Origin of the sequence: Simplicispira sp. 125 (genome assembly GCF_003096555.1) — a bacterium.
GTDB lineage: Bacteria > Pseudomonadota > Gammaproteobacteria > Burkholderiales > Burkholderiaceae_C > Simplicispira.
The window spans coordinates 2,820,417-2,840,788 of sequence record NZ_QEKM01000001.1 but is presented as its reverse complement, the minus strand read 5'-3'; the positions used below and the strand labels follow the sequence as shown (position 1 = coordinate 2,840,788).

Genomic DNA, 20,372 nt, shown 5'->3' with positions numbered 1-20,372 from the left:
CCATGCTGCGTTTTTTTGTGCTCGTCCTGCTGCTAGCCAACGCGGCGTACTACGCCTGGTCGCAGGGCCTGCTACTGGAATGGGGGCTGGCCCCGGTCTCGCAGTCTGAGCCGCAGCGCCTCGCAGAGCAAATTCGCCCCGAGGCGCTGCGCGTGGTGGGCAGCAAGACATCGGCTCCGGCGGTTGCTCCCGCTGCTGCGGCGCAGGAGCCTACATCCGCCCCGGCGCCAGCCCCCGTCGAAGCGCCTGTGGCCGCAGCTCCTGCAGGCGAATGCCTGCAGGCGGGGGTGTTCGACGAAGAGCAGGCCGCCGCCTTGCGCCGCGCCGCCGCCAGCCTGCCCCAGGGCTCGTGGACGCTGGAACGCACCACCATCGCTGGCCGCTGGATGGTCTACATGGGCCGCTTTGCGGATGCCGATGCGCTGGCCAAAAAGCGCGCCGAGCTGCGCGAAATGAACATTCCCTACGACCGCCCGGGCAGCGCATCGCTGGAGCCCGGCCTGTCGCTCGGGCGCTTTTCGACCGAAGAGGCCGCGCAGCGCGGCCTGAGCAACCTGACCGCCAAGGGCGTGCGCACCGCCCGTGTGGTGCAGGAGCGCAACGATGCCCCCGGCTACACGCTGCGCCTGCCCGCCGCCGACAGCGCCCTGCGCGCCCGTGTCGAAGCGCTGCGCACGCCCATGGCCGGCAAGGCGCTGCGGCCCTGCTCCTGAGCGGGCGGTCGTTTTGGGGCTGTTAGCCCTGGTTTGGGGGCATATCGAGTGCCGGAAACCGCAGCGTGAACCGAAGGCCCGGGGGCTGCTGGCCGGGGTGGGCTTCTTCCAGCATGATTTCGGCGCTGTGCTGGCGAGCGATCTCCAGCACGATGGGCAGGCCCAGGCCCGAGCCATCGGCATCGGTGCCCAGTGCGCGGTAAAAGGGCTGAAAGACCAGTTCGCGCTCGGATTCGGGCACGCCAGGCCCCGAGTCTTCGACCTGCAGCAGCAGCACGCGGCCAAAGGTGTCGGCCAGCACGCGCGCGGTGATGATGCCGGGTTTGTCGCTGCTCGACGGGGTGTAGTTGATGGCGTTGTCCACCAGGTTGCGCACCAGCTCCTTGAGCAGCGTGGGGTTACCCTGCACCCACACGCCCGGCGCGCCGGGCTGGGCGCCGTCGTAGCCCAGGTCGGTGCCCTTGTCCAGCGCACGCGGCACCGAGTCGCGCACCACGTCCATGGTCAGGCGCGCCAGGTCGCAGGGTGTGAAGGCGATCTGCGCGCCGCTGCTTTCGGCCCGCGCCAACGCCAGCAACTGGTTGACGGTGTGCGTGGCGCGGATGCTCGAGCGCCCGATCTGCAGCAGCGACCGTTTGAGCTCCTCGGTGCTGGTGCCTTCGCGCTGCGCCAGGTCGGCCTGCATGCGCAAGCCCGCCAGCGGGGTCTTGAGCTGGTGCGCGGCGTCGGCCAGAAAGCGCTTTTGCGTGGCCAGCGAATCGTTCAGGCGCGTCAGCAGGTCGTTCACGGACGAGACCAGCGGTGCGACCTCTAGCGGCACGGTTTTATGGTCCAGCGGGGACAGGTCGTCGGGGCTGCGCGCCCGGATGCGTTCTTCCAGCTGGTGCAGCGGCTTGATGCCGCGCGCCAGCGCCAGCCAGACCAGTAGCACGGCCAGCGGCAGGATGACGAACTGGGGCACCATCACGCCCTTGATAATTTCGGTGGCCAGCACACTGCGCTTTTCGCGTGTTTCGGCCACCTGCACCAGGGCCAGCGGGGCGCCTTCGAGTGGCAGGCGCACCCAGATATAGGCCATGCGGATTTCCAGTCCGCGCAGCTCGGCGTCGCGCAGGCGCACCTCTCCGATGGTGGGGGCTTCGTCCTCGGTCGGCAGCGGCAGTTCGCGTTCGCCCGAAAGCAGTTCGTTGTGCGGCCCGGTGACCTGGTAGTACACCGTGTCAGAGTCGTCGGCGCGCAGGATTTCGCTCGCGGGCTGGGGCAGGTTGAACTGGGGCTTGCCCTTGTGCACCGACACCAGCTGTGCCAACGCATGGGCGTTGTATTCCAGCGCGCGGTCGAAAGGCTTGTTGGCAATGCCCTGCGCTACCAGCCAGGTCAGCGCCAGGCTCACCGGCCACAGCAGCAGCAGCGGGGTGAGCATCCAGTCCAGGATCTCGCCGAACAGGGAGCGCTGCTCGCGCTGGAAGATCTTCAAGATCGTGGCCCTGTTTTTGAATAAAAAGTGGCTTTAACGCAATGTGGGAAAGCGCTAAAAGCTATTAAATTAGGAGCAAGCGATGCCGCTCCATCGGTGCCGCAAGAAACTGGCACGGCCCAGGCCAGCGGCCGCCGCGCAAGGGCCGCCCCGCCGCGCTGGCGGCGTCTCCCCTCCCGCAGCGTGCAGCGAGGCGAGAGAGGGGGGAAGGAGCGCAGCGACACAGGGGGGAGTTCCCTACCCTAGCCGGGAATTTTTTCCAGGCAGTAACCCAGGCCACGCACCGTGGCGATGCGGATTGGGCCCTTCTCGATCTTCTTGCGCAGGCGGTGGATGTACACCTCGATGGCGTTGTTGCTCACTTCTTCGCCCCATTCGCACAAGCGCTCGACCAACTGGTCCTTGCTGACCAGGCGCCCGGCGCGCTGCAGCAGCACTTCGAGCAAGCCCAGCTCGCGGGCTGACAGCTCCACCATCTTGCCGTCAATGGTGGCCACGCGGCCCGATTGGTCGTACACCAGCGGGCCGTGCTTGATGGTCGAAGTGGCACCACCCATGCCTCGCCGCGCCAATGCGCGCACCCGCGCTTCCAGTTCCTGCAGTGAGAAAGGCTTTGCCATGTAGTCGTCGGCGCCCAGGTCCAGCCCCTGAACGCGCTCTTCCACGCTGTCAGACGCCGTGAGAATCAGCACCGGCAAGGCCGAGCCTCGGCTGCGCAAGCGCTTGAGCACTTCCAGCCCGTGCATGCGCGGCAGGCCCAGGTCCAGGATGAGCAGGTCGAATTCGTTGTTGGTCAGGAGTGCCGCATCGGCCTCGCTGCCGCTGGCCACATGGTCCACCACGGCGCCCGAACTGCGCAGTGTGCGCAAAAGGCCATCGGCCAGCACCTGGTCGTCTTCGGCAATGAGGATGCGCATGCTTGTCTCCTTGTAATGCGTCTGATTTTAGGAGCCTGCCGAGCGCTGTGTGCGGTTCAAAGAGGATTGCTGCCGCTGGCGTAGGTTTCCAGCCCAATGGACACCACCGCAGCCACTTCAGCGCCCACCTCGGCGCGCAGCTCCGCTTCGGCCTGGGCCAGTGCGCTGCGAAAAGCCTCCAGCCATGCCAGCCCTGTGGCAGTGAAGTGCACACGGCGTGCACGTGCATCGTGCGGGTCGGCTGCGCGGCGCACCAGTCCCCAGGCTTCGCACTGGTCCACCAGTGCGCCCATGGACTGCTTGGACATGCCTGCGCGCTCGGCCAGGTCGACCAGCCGGTCGCCGTGCAGCGACAGGTGCCGCGTGATGTGCACGTGGGCCGCGCTCACCTGGTCGCGCGCGGCCAGGTTGGACAGGGCCAGTGGTACCTCCACATTGCGCGCCATCAGCTGCAGCACCCGCGCATCGAAGCGGCGCAGCGCGTCCCCCATCAAGCGGCCCAGGTGTGTCTGGCGCCAGTGGTCGTGGGCGGGGGAGGTGGCTTGCAGAGGCATTGTTATATGGTAAGGCAAACTGACCAAATAATCTGATGATTTCTACCAATGGCTTGGTAGACTACTGTTCAAGCATCCAGTTCATTTGTTGTTGAAACGGTGAGCGGTCTCTTCTAACCTGTTGACCTCCAAGGAGATTTCCATGAACGCACCCATCAGCCGCAGCATGCCCCCCGATGGCGAAAAAGCCAAAGCCCTGGCCGCCGCGCTGGCCCAGATCGAGAAGCAGTTTGGCAAAGGCACCATCATGCGCCTGGGCGAAGGCGAGGTGATCGAGGACATCCAGGTGGTGTCCACCGGCTCGCTGGGTCTCGATGTGGCGTTGGGTGTGGGCGGTCTGCCGCGCGGCCGCGTCGTCGAAATTTATGGGCCTGAGTCCTCGGGCAAAACCACGCTCACGCTGCAGGTCATCGCCGAAATGCAAAAACAGGGCGGCCAGTGCGCGTTCGTCGATGCCGAGCATGCGCTCGACATCCAGTACGCACAAAAGCTGGGCGTCAACCTGCAAGACCTGCTCATTTCGCAGCCCGACACCGGCGAGCAGGCGCTCGAAATCGTGGACAGCCTGGTGCGTTCGGGTGCGGTCGATCTGATCGTCATTGACTCGGTGGCCGCGCTCACGCCCAAGGCTGAAATCGAGGGCGATATGGGTGACAGCCTGCCCGGTCTGCAGGCGCGCCTGATGAGCCAGGCGCTGCGCAAGCTCACCTCGACCATCAAGAAGACCAACTGCATGGTCATCTTCATCAACCAGATCCGCATGAAGATCGGCGTCATGTTCGGTAGCCCTGAAACCACCACTGGCGGCAACGCGCTCAAGTTCTACGCTTCGGTGCGCCTGGACATCCGCCGCACCGGCACCATCAAGAAGGGCGAGGAAGCCATTGGCAACGAAACCCGCGTCAAGGTGGTGAAGAACAAGGTCTCGCCACCATTCAAAACCGCCGAGTTCGACATCCTGTTTGGTGAAGGCATTTCGCGCGAGGGTGAAATCATCGACATGGGGGTGACGGCGCGCATCGTGGAAAAATCCGGCGCCTGGTATGCCTACAACGGTGAAAAAATCGGCCAGGGCCGCGACAATGCACGCGAGTTCCTGCGCGAAAACCGGGCGTTGGCCCATGAGATCGAGAACAAGGTGCGCGAGAGCCTGGGCATCGCACTGCTGCCTGCCGCCTTGCCGGTCGCTGCGCCCTCTGCGGCCGCAGAAGCCTCTGACGCTACCGACGGTGTGGTGCCTGCCCCCGCAGGCCGTGCCCGCAAGGCCGAAGCCAAGGCCGACTGAGTTGCCTTGAACCTAGAAACGGCAGTTGACCGCTTTGTCTCTCTTGCTAAGCCGCATGAAATCGACCGTTGATGGCTTCGATGGTGTTCACCTGATGGGTGAAAGCGCTATGCACTCGCCAGCACCGCGCTCAGGGCGCCATGCGGCGTTGTTCCTCCTTGCGGGCAGGAGCCCGCCGCGTCGTCTCGTCTTGCCTGGCTCCCAGATCACGGCACCGGCGGGCGCATCCAACTGCTGTTTCTAGGTTGCATGGCTGCACCGCCGATCTCCCTGAAAGGCCGCGCGCTGCGCTATTTGGCGGCGCGCGAGCATTCCCGGGCGGAATTGCTGCGCAAGTTGGCACCGCACGCGCAGGAGCCCGGTGAGATCGAGCGCGTGCTCGACGACCTGCAGGCCAAGGGTTTCATCAGCGCGGAGCGGGTGGCTGCATCGCTGGTGCACCGGCGCGCGGGGCGCCTGGGCGACCAACGCATCCGGCAGGAGCTGCAATCCAAGGGGCTGGATGCAGACACCGTGGCGCAGGCGCTGGAGCAGTTGCAGGGCACCGAATTCGCGCGTGCGCAGGCCGTCTGGCAGCGCAAGTTTGGCCAGCCAGCCCCCGATGCCGCAGGCCGCGCGCGGCAAATGCGGTTTTTGCTGGGACGCGGGTTCTCGGCCGCCGTGGTGCGCCGGGCGGTGCAGGGCGCACCGGACGAAGACGCCTAAAGCCACGCTTAAAAAATAGAGTGTTTTAGGCCTTTAACGCTTACCTATTAAGCGCGAGCAGCTATCAATATTGAAGTGCACTCGCGGGCTTCGATTGGGAATCAGATCCCCAGCATCAATTTGAGGTTTTGCACTGCTGCGCCGCTGGCACCCTTGCCCAGGTTGTCCAGCCGCGCCACCAGTACAGCTTGGCGGTAGGCCTCGTTGGCGAACACGCGCAGTTCGAGCTGGTTGGTGTTGGCCAGCGTATCGGCGGCCAGCTTGAGGTCTTCGGTGGGTGCAAGCACCTTCACCCATTGCTCGGGTGCATTGGTACGGGCGTAGTGGGCGGCCAGTGCGTCGTGCAGGTCGGCCGCCTGGGGTGCACCGGGCAGCATGTCCAGGTGCAGCGGTAGTTGCACCAGCATGCCCTGGGCAAAATTGCCCACGGCCGGGATGAAAATCGGGCGCCGCGTCATGCCCGTGTAGTGCAGGATTTCCGGGATGTGCTTGTGTGCCAGGCCCAGCGCGTAGGCTTCGTAGGGCGGCGCATTGCCGGCCTCGTAGGCTTCGATCATGGGGCGGCCTCCGCCCGAGTAGCCCGAGATGGAAGGCAGTGCCACCGGAAAATCGGGGGGCACCAGGCCTGCATCGACCAGCGGGCGCAGCAGCGCAATGGCGCCCGTGGCGTAGCAACCGGGGTTGCTGACACGGGAGGCTGTGCGCACAGCGTCGAGCTGGCCCGCGCACAGTTCAGGAAACCCAAACACCCAGCCGGGTGCCGTGCGGTGCGCGGTGCTGGCGTCGATCACCTTGATGGTGCGGCCCGTGGTTTTCTCGATGTCGTCCACCAGGGCCACGGTATCGCGTGCGGCGTCGTCGTGCAGGCACAGCACCACCAGGTCGGCCTCGCTGACCAGGGCGCGCTTGGCGGCGGGGTCCTTGCGCAGTTCGGGGGCAATACTCAAAAGCGTGACCTGCGCCATGCCTTGCAGGCGCTCACGGATTTGCAGGCCTGTGGTGCCGGCTTCGCCGTCGATGAAGACTTTGGACATGGGGTGCTCCTGCAGGAAAGGCGTGGTGCAAAAGGCGCTAGGAGTCTGTCGGGCTTGGGGCGTCGAAAGCGATTCGCAGCCGACGATTTCCAAGTCCGGCAGGCTCCTGGAGAAGGCGCGCATACCTTGTAAGTTTTTAAAAAGGCATGGTGCGTCGCAGCATGATACATTTATCGGCTGCCATGTCCCAAGCCCGCCGCCAGACATCTGATGCCATGGTAGTCGGGTGAAATCACTTTCCTGAGAGAGCCCTCATGAAGATTCACGAATACCAAGGCAAGGAAATCTTGCGCAATTTTGGTGTGCCCGTTCCGCGCGGCATTCCCGCATTCACGGTGCAAGAAGCCGTCGAAGCAGCCCAGAAACTGGGCGGCCCCGTGTGGGTCGTCAAGGCCCAGATCCACGCCGGTGGCCGTGGCAAGGGCGGTGGCGTCAAGGTTGCCAAGACCATTGACGACGTCAAGCGCATCGCGGGCGAAATTTTGGGCATGCAGCTCAAGACGCACCAGACCGGCCCTGAAGGCCAGAAGGTCCGCCGCCTGTACATCGAAGACGGCGCCGACATCAAGAACGAGCTGTATGTGTCCCTGGTGACCGACCGCGCCACGCAGAAGGTGGCCCTGATCGCCTCGTCTGAGGGCGGCATGGACATTGAGGAAGTGGCCCACTCCACGCCCGAGAAGATCATCACCGAGATGATCGACCCGCTGACTGGCATCACCGCCGAGCAGAGCAAGAAGGTGGCGGCAGCCATCGGGTTGACCGGCGCTTCCATCGACCAGGCGGTAGACATCTTCGCCAAGATCTACAAGTGCTACATGGAGACCGACGCATCGCTGGTGGAAATCAACCCACTGAACTGCGACTCCAAGGGCAACCTGATGGCGCTGGACGCCAAGTTCAACTTTGACCCCAACGCGCTGTTCCGCCACCCAGAAATCGTGGCCTTCCGCGATCTGGACGAAGAAGATCCCGCCGAAGTCGAAGCCTCCAAGTTCGACCTGGCCTACATCAGTCTGGACGGCAACATCGGCTGCCTGGTGAACGGCGCAGGCCTGGCCATGGCGACCATGGACACCATCAAGCTCTTCGGCGGCGAGCCAGCCAACTTCCTGGATGTCGGCGGTGGCGCCACGGCCGAGAAGGTGACCGAGGCCTTCAAGATCATGCTGGCGAACAAGAACGTCAAGGGCATCCTGGTCAACATCTTCGGCGGCATCATGAAGTGCGACACCATCGCCACCGGCGTGATCACCGCCTGCAAGGCCGTGAACCTGTCCGTGCCGCTGGTCGTGCGCATGAAGGGCACCAACGAAGAGCTGGGCAAGAAGCTGCTGGCCGAGTCCGGCTTGCCCATCATCGCGGCCGACACCATGGCCGAAGCCGCGACGAAGATCGTCGCTGCCGTCAAGTAATGACCCGACCAGAACGCTAGGACACGCACATGTCGATTTACATCAACAAAGACACCAAGGTCATCACCCAGGGCATCACGGGCAAGACGGGCCAGTTCCATACCGAAAAGTGCCAGGAATACGCGAACGGCAAGAACTGCTTCGTGGCGGGCGTGAACCCCAAGAAGGCCGGTGAGTCAATCTTCAACATCCCGATCTACGCCTCCGTCAAGGAAGCCGCGAAGCAGACCGGCGCCACCGTGTCGGTGATCTATGTGCCGCCAGCAGGCGCCGCCGCCGCCATCTGGGAGGCTGTCGAAGCCGATCTGGATATGGCGATTTGCATCACCGAAGGCATTCCAGTGCGCGACATGCTCGAAGTGCGCAACAAGATGAAGGCCAAGGAAGCCGCCGGTGGCAAGAAGACGCTGCTGCTGGGCCCCAACTGCCCCGGCATCATCACGCCCGACGAAATCAAGATCGGCATCATGCCCGGCCACATCCACCGCAAGGGCCGCATCGGCGTGGTCTCGCGTTCGGGCACGCTGACGTACGAAGCCGTGGCCATGCTGACCGAAGTGGGTCTGGGCCAGTCCACCGCCGTGGGCATTGGTGGTGACCCCATCAATGGCCTCAAGCACATCGACGTGATGCGCGCCTTCAACGACGATCCTGATACCGACGCTGTCATCATGATTGGCGAAATCGGCGGCCCCGACGAAGCCGAGGCCGCCCTCTGGTGCAAGGCCAACATGAAGAAGCCTATCGTTGGCTTCATCGCTGGTGTGACCGCCCCTCCCGGCAAGCGCATGGGCCATGCCGGTGCACTGATCTCCGGCGGCGCCGACACCGCCGATGCCAAGCTCGCCATCATGGAAGAGTCGGGCTTCATCATCACGCGCAACCCGTCTGAACTGGGCAAGCTGCTCAAGGCACAACTCAAGTGAGCCTGGGCGCAATGCGCCTCACCCGTTAAAAACGCCAGTGGTTTCGGCCACTGGCGTTTTTTGTCTTGAGTGACAAAAATGGCATTTTGTGTCTTGATGGGAGCGCAATAACCCGCGCAGCGATGCAAATGGGTTCCAGCGGCCAACCAGGGGCCCGGCGCAATTCTTGCTTGCAATGGATTCATCTATCAACAGAGGCACAGGCACAAGTGGGGCGTTTCACGAAGGGTCAGGACGGAGCAGGGTGGCATGGGGTGTTAGCCCTGGTGCTGGCACTGGCCATGGTGGCCCTGTATTTCGGTACCGACGCAGTGCAAAGCCTGGATCGCCGCCTCTACGATGCCGCCACATCCCGCGCGGCACAGGTGCCGCTTGATGAGATCGTGGTGGTTGCCATCGACGAGCCCAGCCTGGAGCGTATTGGTGCGTGGCCGTGGTCGCGTGCGGTGTACGCGCAATTGATCGATCGCTTGGCAGCCGCGGGTGCGAAAACCATCGTGCTGGCAATGCCGTTGGATACTGCGCAACCCGATCTTGCACTGCCGTATTTGCACAAAATTCGCAGCACGCTGCAATCTGCACCGCCAGAGGCGACCGCTTTGAAAGAGCAGTTGAGCCGCACGGTGGCGGAAGCCGAAGCCGCGTTGGACGCCGATGCACGTCTGGCGGCCAGTATGGGTCGTGCAGGCAATGTCTTGCTGCCGACCGACCTGGTGGCGGCGCCCGACGCGCAAGCGGCGGGTGGAACCTTGCCGCCCTACGTGCACCGCAGTGCCCTGCCTGATCCAGGGCGCCGAATGGCCCCGCCAGCCCGTGCAGGCGCCCAACCGCTAGCGATGTTCGGGCAGGCGGCAGCGGGTATCGGGTTCATGGCCATAGCAGCCCAGAGTGCGGATCACGTGGTCCGCGAGGCGCCCTTGTTGTGGGGCCTTGATGGTGCGGCAGTGCCTTCGCTGGCTTTGCTGACCGCCATGCACAGTCTGCATCTCGGGGCTGCGCAGATCGAAGTGCAGGAAGGCCATGCCCTGCGCATGGGTGGCTTGGGGGTGTCCCTCAGCGGCGCAGCCCTCATGCGCCCGCACATCTATCCTGGCACGCAAGACAAGCCGCCGTTTCCTGTGCTGTCGGTGCACACCGTGTTGAATGCGCCGCTGCCACCGGCCCAGTGGCAGGGCAAGATTGTTCTGGTCGGTCCTACAGCGCCTCGCATCCAACCCTTGCTGACCGTCCCGGGTGGAGCCCAGCTTACGCCCGTGGAGTTGCTGGCGCACCAGGTGTCCAGCATTCGGCAGGGGCATGTTTACACCGAGCCCACCTGGGGCGCCGCGCTCTTGTGGACGAGTGTGGTTGCGGCATTGCTTTGGGTGGCGCTGGGTTTGCCGCGCTGGGGCTTGCTGCAGGGTGTTGCGGTTTCGCTGGCCCTGGCGGCAGCCTTGCTGGCGCTGGAATGGGTATGGTTGCAGCAGCGGGGGCAATGGCTGCATCTGGTGTTGCCTGCCTTGGCGTTGCTGGTTGGGCTGGCGGCGCACATGGCGCGTAGCCGGTTGCCAGTGCGGGCTGCGTCAGGGGATACGCACCAGGATGGCCAGGAGCCGAACCGCATGATGGGCCTGGCCTTGCAGGGCCAGGGGCAACTGGACATGGCGTTTGAACGCCTGCGGCGCGTACCGCCGGGTCCTGAGCTGCAGGCCAATCTGGTGAACCTTGCACAGGACTTCGAGCAAAAGCACCAATACGTCAAGGCGCGTGCGGTGTACGAGCACATCCTGCGGCAGGACCGTAACCATGCGCAAGCCCGCAAGGGCCGCAAACGCGCCCGCCACTTGGCCGAGATAGCGGCCAATGCCGAAACCGCCAATGCCATGGAAGCGCCCGCAGGCGCCCTGCCCTCATTGCTGGGTCGCTACCAGGTCGAGAAAGAACTGGGGCGCGGTGCCATGGGCGTGGTCTACCAAGGGCGCGACCCCAAAATTGGCCGTGTGGTGGCCATCAAAACCCTTGCGCTGGACCAGGAGTTCGACGGCACTGCGCTGGTGGATGCGCGTGCACGCTTTTTCCGTGAAGCCGAGTCTGCCGGGCGGCTGCAGCACCAGAATATTGTCACCATCTACGATGCGGGAGACGAGCAGGGCCTGGCCTGGATCGCCATGGAACTGCTCAAAGGCCAGGATCTGGTCGGCGCCACGAAGCCGGGGCAACTTTTGCCTGTGCCGCAAGTGGTTTCCATCGTGGCGCGCGTGGCCGAGGCGCTGGACTATGCGCACCAGCAAAACGTAGTGCACCGTGACATCAAGCCCGCCAACATCATGTTTGATGCGGCTGCCAACGCGGTCAAGGTTTCAGACTTCGGCATTGCCCGCATCACCGACAGCAGCAAAACCCGCACGGGCCTTGTGCTCGGAACCCCCAGTTTCATGGCGCCTGAGCAATTGGCGGGAAACAAGGTTGATGGCCGCTGCGACTTGTATGCCTTGGGGGTGACCCTGTTTCAGTTGCTGACAGGCAGTCTGCCGCTGCGGGGCGATTCGATGAGTGCGCTGATGCACAACATTGCCCACCAGCCAGCGCCCGATATGCGCACGCTGCGCCCGGATTTGCCGACCGATCTGGCCAACGTCGTGGCATTGGCCTTGCGCAAAGACCCCCGGGAGCGCTACCAGACGGGGCGTCAATTTGCCGTTGATCTGCGCAATGTGGAAAACGCGCTTTTGCAAGCCGCCAACACTGCACCGGCGCAGCAGCCGCTCGTCTATGATGCGCGCAGCAATCAACAAGAGCACAACATGGCGGCTTTTCAAGAAACTGTATTGGATATTCCTGCTGCGCGGGCCCCTGTTTCTGCTTCCGAGCCAGGTGTGCAATGACGTCGGCCACGATGGGGTACGAGTTTTTCGCACGGACAGACCCTGGCCGGGTGCGCGCCAACAATGAAGACGCTGTTGCGATCGATCCACAGGCCCAACTGGCCTTGCTGGCCGATGGCATGGGGGGCTACAACGCGGGCGAAGTAGCCAGCGGCATGGCGACGACCTTCATCCGTACCGAACTGGCGCGCTGGTTGGGCGAGGCGGGCGCGCATCTCAAGGCATTTGACCTGCGCCGTGCCATAGAGATCTGCGTAGGCAATGCCAACCAGGCCATTCTGGGTGCGGCCGAGGCCAATCCGCAATATGCGGGTATGGGCACCACACTGGTGGTGGGTGTTTTCCAGGGCCGCCGCCTGGTGTTGGGGCATATCGGCGATTCGCGTTGCTACCGCCTGCGTGCAGGTCTGCTGGAGCAGATCACGCGGGACCATTCCTGGCTGCAGGAGCAGGTTGACGCTGGGCTGATCACGGCGCAGCAGGCTGCGCTGTCGTCCAGCCGCAATCTGGTGACACGGGCGCTGGGGGTCGAAGACGATGTGCTCATCGAAGTCAACGAATTCAAGGTAGAGCCGCAGGACCTGTATCTGATGTGTTCCGATGGCCTGAGCGAAATGGTGTCTCACGAGGAGCTAACCACGCTGGCGTCCGCTGCCCTGCCGCTGGAGGACAAGGCACGTCGCCTCATCGACGCGGCCAATGCCAATGGTGGCCGCGACAACATCAGCGTGGTGCTGGTGCAGGCGGGGGCCCCCGAAAGCAAGCGGAGCTTCATGTCACGGCTCATGCGTACCGCCTAGTGCCCATCCATTTATTTCAAATGCAAAACAAAAGCAGGAGTTGGTCATGCCCAAAATGATCGTTTCGATCGACGGTGTTGTCATCAAAGAGGTGGAGCTCAGCAAGGAGCGCACCATGCTCGGGCGCCGCCCCTACAACGACATCGTGATCGACAACCTCGCGGTCAGCGGTGAGCATGTTGCCTTCCACATGAACGAGCAAGGGGTCGAGGCCGAGGACCTGGGCAGCACCAATGGCACCTACGTGAATGGCAAGGCGGTCAAGCGCCAGGCCCTGCGCAACGGTGACACCGTGGAAGTGGGCAAGTACAAAATCCGCTTCCTCCATGAAGACGAAAGCAACGGCTTCGAAAAAACCATGCTTTTCAAACCAGGCATGGTGCCGCCCCCGATTCCACCCCGTCCCGCACCGGCCCCTGCGGCTGCAGCCGCGCCTGTGACGGCCGTCATCCGTGTGCTCTCGGGCGCTGCAGCCGGACGTGAGGTGGCCTTGACCAAAGTCGTCACCACCATTGGCAAGCCGGGTGTGGCGGTGGCATCCATTACGCGGCGCCACCAGGGCTTCGTGCTGGCCCATGTGGAGGGGCCGGACAATCCCATGCTCAACGGTGCGCGCATCGGCAATACCCCTGTGCCTTTGCACGCTGGCGACCGGCTGGAGTTGGCCGGTACGGAAATGCAGTTCATGCAAGACTGACGGCGCAGGGCCGTAGCGCCAGGCACCGCCATGCGCAGCCCAGGTTTGGCAGGCAGGCTCGTCGCCGTTTTGCGCAGGCGTTGGCTGCGCATGGCCGTGGTGGCTTTGCCGTTGGTGCTGGCCTTGCTGCACGCCACCGGGGTATTGCGAGTACCAATGTTCGAGCGCCTGGATCACCTGATCTACGATGCCCGGCTGCGCGCTACCATGCCGCGCACCATGGACGATCGCATCGTCATCGTGGATATTGACGAAACCAGCCTGGCCCGGGTAGGGCAATGGCCCTGGGGGCGGGACAAGCTGGCGCGCTTTTCCCAAGAACTTCTGGGCCGTCAGCAGGCCGCCGTAGTCGGCTTTGATGTCGTGTTCGCCGAGCCGGACGGTAGTTCGGGCCTGGCCAGCCTGCAGCGTCTGGCCGCGGGGCCGCTGCGCAAGCAGCAGGACTTTGTCGTGGCACTGGCGCAATTGGCACCTGCGCTGGATTTTGACGCCCGGTTTGCTGCCACCCTGCAGGGTCAGAACGTTGTTCTGGGCTATTACTTCACCAGTGACCGGGATGGCCGATCGCATGGCGCACTGCCAGCGCCCGCGCTGACCGCCGCGCAGCTCCAAGGCAAGCGCCTGCAGTCCACGGCGTGGACAGGATATGGCAGCAACATTGCGCCACTGGCGCAAGCGGCACCAACAGCCGGTTTTTTTAACGCCATGACCGACGATGACGGCGTGGTCCGGGCTCTTCCCCTGCTGGCCCAATACCAGGGGCAATATTACGAATCCCTGGCGCTGGCGGTGTTCCGCATGTTGCTGGGCATGCCCACCATCCGTCCAGGCTATGCGCCGGGCTATGAAGATGCCGCCGTGCCCTTTGTGCAGGGCATTGAACTGCACCAGGACGGACGATCCCTGCTGCTGCCAACGGATCGGCAGCTTGCTGCACTGGTGCCCTACCGGGGGCCGGGTGGCCCCCGTGGTGGATCGTTCCGCTATGTCGCTGCGGCCGATATTCTGGAAGGCCTCCTCCCCGCCGCCAGCCTGCAGGGGCAGATCGTTCTGGTGGGTACCACCGCCCCGGGCTTGCAGGATCTGCGCGCCACGCCCGTGGGCGGCGCCTACCCGGGGGTGGAAACCCACGCCAACATGATTGCGGGTTTCCTCGATGGGCGAAACCCGGTGCAGCCCGATTACGCCATCGGGTTTGATGTGCTGCAGATCGCCTGTGCCGGGATGCTGCTTGCCGTGGCCCTGCCCCTGTTGGGTGCGGGTGCGACGGTCGGGGTGAGCCTGGGGTTGTTTGCGGGGCTGACGGGGCTCAATCTTTGGCTGTACCAGGTGCACAGCCTGACCATGCCTTTGGCGGCCGTGCTGGCCCTGGTGCTGCTGGCATTTGCGCTGAACATGAGCTACGGGTATTTTGTGGAAGGCCGCGCCAAGCGCGGGCTGGCGCACCTGTTTGGCACCTATGTTCCGCCCGAGCTGGTGGACGAGATGGTGCTGGAGCCCGCGCGCTACAGCATGCAGGCCGCCAACCGCGAACTCACGGTCATGTTTTGCGACATGCGCGGTTTTACCGCCATGTCCGAGCGCATGGAGCCCGTGCAGCTGCAAGCCTTGCTCAATGAGATATTTTCACGCCTGACCCAGGTCATCCGCCAGCAGCGCGGCACCATCGACAAATACATGGGTGATTGTGTGATGGCTTTCTGGGGGGCTCCCGTGGCAACGCCGGAGCACGCCACATTGGCCGTGCGCGCAGCATTGGGCATGGCGCAGGCCGTGCATGCCCTCAATGTTGAGCACCGTGCGCGCGGCCTGCCCGAAATCGGCATCGGTATCGGGCTCAACACCGGGCCTATGTGCGTGGGCGACATGGGCTCAGACATCCGCCGCAGCTACACCGTGATCGGTGATGCCGTCAACCTGGGCTCCCGCCTGGAAGGCCTGTGCAAAGTGTATGGCGTGGAAATCGTCGCCAGCGAAAGCACCCGTGCGCAGGTACAAGGTTTTGCATGGCAGGAGCTGGACCGCGTGCGCGTCAAAGGCAAGGAGCAGGCCGTGGCCATCTACCGCCCGGTGGCTGAAGCGGGCACGCTGGACGCCGACCCGCAAAATGCCCTGGACCGCTGGCACGAGTGGCTGGCCGCCTTTCGTGCACAAGACTGGCCCCGGTGCGACAGCCTTTGGCCTGGACTGGTGGCTGCCCACGCACAAAGAGCTTTGCTGGAGTTTTACAGCCAGCGCCTGCAGGCCCTGCGGGTGTTACCCTACAACCCCGCGTGGGACGGATCGACCCATTTCGACACCAAGTAATTCCATTTTTAAACCATCCGTGTCGTTGTTGCTTCGCCTTGCCGTGCTACAGCACTGTCTGCGGCTTCGCGCCTAGACATGAATGATTTGGAAACAGAATAAAGGCCGCAGCAACCATGAAAGTCCGCGTGCTGGGCTGCTCCGGGGCGATTGCCCGGGACTGCCGCACCACCTCATTTCTGATCGATGGACGCATCCTCATCGATGCAGGGACAGGCGTGGGCGACCTCACCCTGGACGAAATGCAGGCCATCGACCATGTTTTTCTCACACACTCGCACCTGGACCATATCGCCGCACTGCCGCTGATGCTGGACGCCATATCGTCCCGCCGCAGTAGCCCCGTGCAGGTGCACGCCTTGCAGGAGACCATCGCCGCACTGCAGGCCCATGTGTTCAACAACGTGATCTGGCCGGACTTCAGCCGTATTCCCAGTGATGCCGCTCCTTTTCTGCAATACCAGGCACTGGCCGCAGGGCAAACGCTGGAAGTGGCAGGCACCCGGCTAGAGGTGCTGCCCGCCTGCCATGCCGTCCCCGCCGTAGGCTACGCGGTACAAGGGCCTCACGACTGGTGGGTGTTTAGCGGCGACACGGGCCGCAACCCCGCCTTCTGGCAGCGCATCAACCAGCTGCCCGTGGCCATGTTGGTCATCGAAACTGCCTTCAGCAACCGCGAGAGCGCCCTGGCAGAGCGCGCCCAGCACCTTGCCCCCCAAACCCTGGCGCTGGAACTGGCCCAACTCGACCCGGCCCGGTCGTTCCCCATCTACATCACCCATACCAAACCGTCAGAGACCGCGCTCATCATGGAGGAGATTCGCCGCTTTGATGCGCGCACCCCGCATGGGTTTGCTGCGCCGCATGACATTCGGTGGCTGCAAGCGGGGGATGTGCTGGATGTGTAAGAAAAGATGCGGTTGGTGACAGATGTGAGAGACAAAAATGTCAGTCGAAGTATGGGGGCGTGTGATTTGTTGCGAAACGGGCCGTTGCGCAATGAAAGCCGCACTCATGGGTGCAAGAATGTAACGACAGGTTGTTTGGCACAGAACATGCTTGTATAGCACCGAACCTGAAGAATACGTCTGCAGGTTTTCATTTGCACTTGACTCCGAGGAGAAATATATGAAACGTAATCTGCAACAAGGTTTTACCCTGATTGAATTGATGATCGTTGTGGCGATTATCGGTATCTTGGCTGCTGTGGCACTGCCTGCGTACCAGGACTACACCATTCGCGCCAAGGTTTCTGAAATCATTTTGGCCGGCTCTGCCTGCCGTACCAGCATCACGGAAACCGTGCAATCCACCGTGGGTACGACACTGCCTCTCGCCAACACATGGGGTTGCGAAATCAGTTCTGGTAGCGGTACCAAATATGTTGATAAGATGGAAACTGATTCCGCCGGCAAGGTGTTGATCACGGCTTCTGCCGCGAGTGACTTGAAAGATGCTGCTGGCAAGGTTGTTTCGCTGGTGCCTATGAAGACACAGGCCTTGGCTTTGGCAAATGGTGACGTGAACACCACCATCTGGGGCTGGCGTTGTGGTCTGGCTGGTGACGGCACCACCATGACCCTCAAGTACCTGCCTGGCTCGTGCCGCGGTCAGATCTAATTGCCTAGAGCAATCTAAAAAGACCCTTCGGGGTCTTTTTTTATGGAAGAAAGGAAGCGAAGTTGACACGGGAATTAAAAAGCATCATGGCATTGATGGGGTTGATCGCGATGTCATTGTCATGGTTGATTCCCAACAAAGCGTACCCCTGGCTGCCTGCTTGGAATGAAGGGTTGGCATTTGCGGCTATTTTAATGCTCTGGGTCGCTGCAGCAGCCCGTACATGGAAATATCCATCACTGCATTCTGGCATTGCGTGGCCTCTTATTGTATTTGTGGTGCTTGCCGTCAGTGTGGCATGGATACAGTATGGAACCGGCTTGCTGGTCTTTTCCGGTGATGCCTTCATGGTATCTCTCTATCTATCGATCTACCTTATTGCCATTCATGTCGGCTCATTCATGGCAAGGCAGGAAGAAAAAGAAGAGTGGATGACCGCACTTCTGTTTACGTTGGTTATGTCCGCGATTGCATCCATTGGTATAGCCCTTGTTCAGTGGACCCAGACATGGAGTTTGGCGGTTTTCTTTATGGAAAGTGATATGGGCGATCGCCCTGGTGCAAACCTGGGCCAGATAAATAACTTTAGTACTCTGTGTTTTATTGCTTTGTGTGCCTCATTGTGCTTGTATTCCAGAAGTAGATTGAATATTTATGTGATGCTACTGGCAGGATGTTTTCTGGCTTTTGGTATGGCAATCACGCAGTCGCGGACAGGCTGGTTGCAAATGGCATTTATTTTCGCTGTGCTGATTTTTCAGAAAAATGACAAAAATAGAAATGTATTTTTATTTGTGTTTGCCATATTTGTAACTTGGTACTTTGTAGTTCCTTTAATGGGAAGTAAAGCCTTTATTACAGCAGATCAGAATTTTCGCGACCTACCCATGCATGACGTGCGGATTACCATGTGGTCAGCACTGTTGGAGGCTGTTTCAATGTGGCCATGGTTTGGATATGGATGGTTGCAAACGGGGTGGGCACAGCAAGCTACTGCCGAAAGTGTGCCTATTCTTCGAACTTATATGAGTTACTCGCATAACTTCATACTGGATCTCATTGTCTGGAACGGATGGCCTCTTGCGATCATATTCGCCGGGTTGATCTGTCTCTGGTTTTTTAGGCACCTTGTCTACCGAGGTGGCAGCAGTGAGGTGTTTTTGTATTGTCTAGTAGCTGGGGTGTTTATTCATGGGCTCCTTGAATATCCACTATCTTACGCATATTTTTTAATGCCTGCTGGGTTGGTGATGGGCTATCTGGATGGCAAGCGCTCGATTTTTAAAGAGTATGGTTCAAAGTTGAAACTTCAGGTGCCATGGGTTATGGCGTCTGCTATTTTATACTTTGCGGTCTGTATAGACTATGTGAAATCCGTGTCTGTGGACGTGGCAGTGAGAATGCAGTCTGCACAAATTGGAAGGGATATCGGTCTTCCGGATGTTCGGCCCGAATTTCTTATACTAAGCCAGCTGAAGGCTATGTATGATGTTCGAGTTATGCATGACTATGAATACGAGAGTGATAAAAATATCTTATTAATGGCCAGGGTGGCTCGGCGTTATCCTTACTCACCAGCCTTGTACCAGTATGCTTTAGCAAGAGCAATGCGAGGTGAGTACGCGGCAGCTGAAAAGCAGTTGAGAGTCTTGTGTGGTATCTATTCCGAAGCGCACTGTAATACCATAGAAAAGCGTTGGGAAAATATGCAAAAAAAATATCCTGAATCTGTTGGATTGGTTGATTTTCCGAGTGGATTGTCTAAGGGGTTTGAGGAGGGTTTTGATGAAATCAAAAAATGATTCTCATATTGTGTAGTGATGATTTTTGATGTTATCGTTAGTGTTTTGTAAATGTACATCTGCAATAGATTATGACTGCAATACGATATTGGAAACAGCGACTTCGTGCCAGTGCTATTCATTTGGGCATCAGTTTGTGTGCTGCCACTATGGCGGCGGTGCTGGTTTTTTGGCTATGGTATCCCTATCCCTATAGGGAGATTTCCGGGGGCAGGTCGTTGTTTATACTTGTCGTAGCAGTGGATATCATTGTGGGGCCGCTGGTTACGTTGATTATTTTTAATAAGAATAAGCCTCGCCGTGAATTGGTATCGGACTTCATGATCATCGGAGCGTTGCAGGTACTCGCTCTCGGATATGGTTTGTGGACTGTCTTCGTGGCGCGGCCGGTCTATCTGGTTTATGAATATGATCGGTTGAGCGTAGTTCACGCTGTAGATATTAATGATGGAATTTTGTCGAAGGCGCCACCCTCTTTGCAAAAACTGCCTGTCACAGGCCCATCCTTGATTGCGCTCAGAAAATTCAAAAACGCCTCGGAGCAATTTGATGCCACGATGCAGGCGTTGGCTGGTATTCCATTGTCCGCACGCAGTGACCTGTGGCAGCCCTATGCAAGCCGCACTGGGGATGTTCTCAAAAGCGCTAGGCCCGTCAAGAATCTAAGGGAGCGTTTTGCCAGTCAAGCGGCATTGATTGATCAGGCTATTTCTGAAACAGGACGTTCCGTGGACAGTCTGCGATATCTGCCGATGGTGGATCGTGAAAAAGTTTGGACTGTTTTAATTGATGCCGAAAATGCGGAGCCGTTAGGTTATTTTCCTTTGGATTCATTTTGAGAAATTGGGTCGGACGGAAATCTCTAAAACCCCCGTCTCCCGACCGAGACCACCCCATCCAACGGGTTTTGTTGGAATAAAATTGGGGTCAGATTCCAATTAACTGGCTGTTGGTGGCACATTTGACCCGGTGCAGCCAAAAGCCTCCCATGACTTAAAAGTGCCCATCGCGCTTGGCACCGTAAGCTGACTATTCGCGTTCGTAGGCTGCTGAGATGGTCTGCTGGGCCAAGTTCGGTAGCTGCTGAGAATGGCCTTTCGCGATGAATTGTTTGACGCGGTTGTGCGAGAGTTGTTCGCCATTCTGAACGGCGAAGCGCACCAACAGCGCAAGGTCGTTTTCATTCATGTCGATCGCGTCGTTTACCGCCTTGTAGACGCGGTCGAACCGGGCCAGAAATTCGCTCTACCGCGCAG

General features: G+C 60.8%; 18 protein-coding genes. 13 read left to right on the top strand and 5 right to left on the bottom strand.

Features of this window, described 5'->3' with window-relative positions:
* Positions 1–2: 2 nt before the first annotated feature.
* Positions 3–713 (top strand): SPOR domain-containing protein, encoded by a 711-nt coding sequence (locus C8D04_RS13270; RefSeq protein ID WP_116005279.1) that lies wholly within the window; start codon positions 3–5, stop codon positions 711–713.
* A gap of 22 nt (positions 714–735) precedes the next feature.
* Here the strand turns inward: C8D04_RS13270 and C8D04_RS13265 are convergent, their stop codons facing one another.
* The 3 genes from C8D04_RS13265 to C8D04_RS13250 form a co-directional block, all read right to left on the bottom strand.
* Positions 736–2,190, bottom strand: coding sequence for a sensor histidine kinase (locus C8D04_RS13265; protein WP_116005278.1), 1,455 nt, complete (start codon positions 2,188–2,190; stop codon positions 736–738).
* A gap of 242 nt (positions 2,191–2,432) precedes the next feature.
* Entirely contained in the window at positions 2,433–3,107 is a 675-nt protein-coding gene (locus C8D04_RS13255) for a response regulator transcription factor (protein WP_116005277.1), read from the bottom strand.
* 56 nt (positions 3,108–3,163) lie between these two features.
* Complete coding sequence (locus C8D04_RS13250) at positions 3,164–3,661, bottom strand: MarR family winged helix-turn-helix transcriptional regulator (RefSeq protein WP_116005276.1); 498 nt, start codon at positions 3,659–3,661, stop codon at positions 3,164–3,166.
* Positions 3,662–3,803: 142 nt separating this feature from the next.
* On the opposite strand from C8D04_RS13250, the gene recA reads away from it, so the two are divergent.
* Positions 3,804–4,946, top strand: a complete 1,143-nt coding sequence (gene recA / locus C8D04_RS13245) for a recombinase RecA (protein WP_116005275.1) — start codon at positions 3,804–3,806, stop codon at positions 4,944–4,946.
* A 249-nt stretch (positions 4,947–5,195) separates the two neighbouring features.
* Positions 5,196–5,651, top strand: coding sequence for a recombination regulator RecX (recX, locus tag C8D04_RS13240; protein ID WP_116005274.1), 456 nt, complete (start codon positions 5,196–5,198; stop codon positions 5,649–5,651).
* Between the two features lie 101 nt (positions 5,652–5,752).
* Here the strand turns inward: recX and argC are convergent, their stop codons facing one another.
* The gene (gene argC, locus C8D04_RS13235; protein WP_116006188.1) at positions 5,753–6,685 is read right to left on the bottom strand and encodes an N-acetyl-gamma-glutamyl-phosphate reductase; all 933 of its coding nucleotides are present in this window, start codon (positions 6,683–6,685) and stop codon (positions 5,753–5,755) included.
* 254 nt (positions 6,686–6,939) lie between these two features.
* Here argC and sucC point away from each other — a divergent pair, with 254 nt between their 5' ends.
* The 10 genes from sucC (at position 6,940) to tfpZ (ending at position 19,955) form a co-directional block, all read left to right on the top strand.
* Entirely contained in the window at positions 6,940–8,100 is a 1,161-nt protein-coding gene (sucC, locus tag C8D04_RS13230) for an ADP-forming succinate--CoA ligase subunit beta (RefSeq protein ID WP_116005273.1), read from the top strand.
* A 29-nt stretch (positions 8,101–8,129) separates the two neighbouring features.
* Positions 8,130–9,026 (top strand): succinate--CoA ligase subunit alpha, encoded by an 897-nt coding sequence (gene sucD, locus C8D04_RS13225; RefSeq protein ID WP_116005272.1) that lies wholly within the window; start codon positions 8,130–8,132, stop codon positions 9,024–9,026.
* A gap of 254 nt (positions 9,027–9,280) precedes the next feature.
* Positions 9,281–11,890, top strand: a complete 2,610-nt coding sequence (locus tag C8D04_RS13220; RefSeq protein ID WP_233521176.1) for a serine/threonine-protein kinase — start codon at positions 9,281–9,283, stop codon at positions 11,888–11,890.
* 11 nt (positions 11,891–11,901) lie between these two features.
* A complete protein-coding gene (locus tag C8D04_RS13215) occupies positions 11,902–12,690 on the top strand; it encodes a Stp1/IreP family PP2C-type Ser/Thr phosphatase (RefSeq protein WP_116006186.1) in 789 nt (262 codons plus the stop codon).
* Between the two features lie 46 nt (positions 12,691–12,736).
* A complete protein-coding gene (locus C8D04_RS13210) occupies positions 12,737–13,387 on the top strand; it encodes an FHA domain-containing protein (RefSeq protein WP_116005271.1) in 651 nt (216 codons plus the stop codon).
* Between the two features lie 30 nt (positions 13,388–13,417).
* Complete coding sequence (locus C8D04_RS13205) at positions 13,418–15,694, top strand: adenylate/guanylate cyclase domain-containing protein (RefSeq protein ID WP_233521175.1); 2,277 nt, start codon at positions 13,418–13,420, stop codon at positions 15,692–15,694.
* Positions 15,695–15,810: 116 nt separating this feature from the next.
* A complete protein-coding gene (locus tag C8D04_RS13200; RefSeq protein ID WP_116005269.1) occupies positions 15,811–16,602 on the top strand; it encodes a 3',5'-cyclic-nucleotide phosphodiesterase in 792 nt (263 codons plus the stop codon).
* Between the two features lie 220 nt (positions 16,603–16,822).
* A complete protein-coding gene (locus C8D04_RS13195) occupies positions 16,823–17,314 on the top strand; it encodes a pilin (protein ID WP_116005268.1) in 492 nt (163 codons plus the stop codon).
* 62 nt (positions 17,315–17,376) lie between these two features.
* Complete coding sequence (locus C8D04_RS13190; protein ID WP_116005267.1) at positions 17,377–19,116, top strand: Wzy polymerase domain-containing protein; 1,740 nt, start codon at positions 17,377–17,379, stop codon at positions 19,114–19,116.
* 71 nt (positions 19,117–19,187) lie between these two features.
* Complete coding sequence (tfpZ, locus tag C8D04_RS13185) at positions 19,188–19,955, top strand: TfpX/TfpZ family type IV pilin accessory protein (protein ID WP_233521174.1); 768 nt, start codon at positions 19,188–19,190, stop codon at positions 19,953–19,955.
* A gap of 190 nt (positions 19,956–20,145) precedes the next feature.
* Here tfpZ and C8D04_RS18735 read toward each other — a convergent pair whose 3' ends face one another.
* Positions 20,146–20,304 (bottom strand): hypothetical protein, encoded by a 159-nt coding sequence (locus C8D04_RS18735; RefSeq protein WP_158550313.1) that lies wholly within the window; start codon positions 20,302–20,304, stop codon positions 20,146–20,148.
* Positions 20,305–20,372 lie beyond the last annotated feature (68 nt).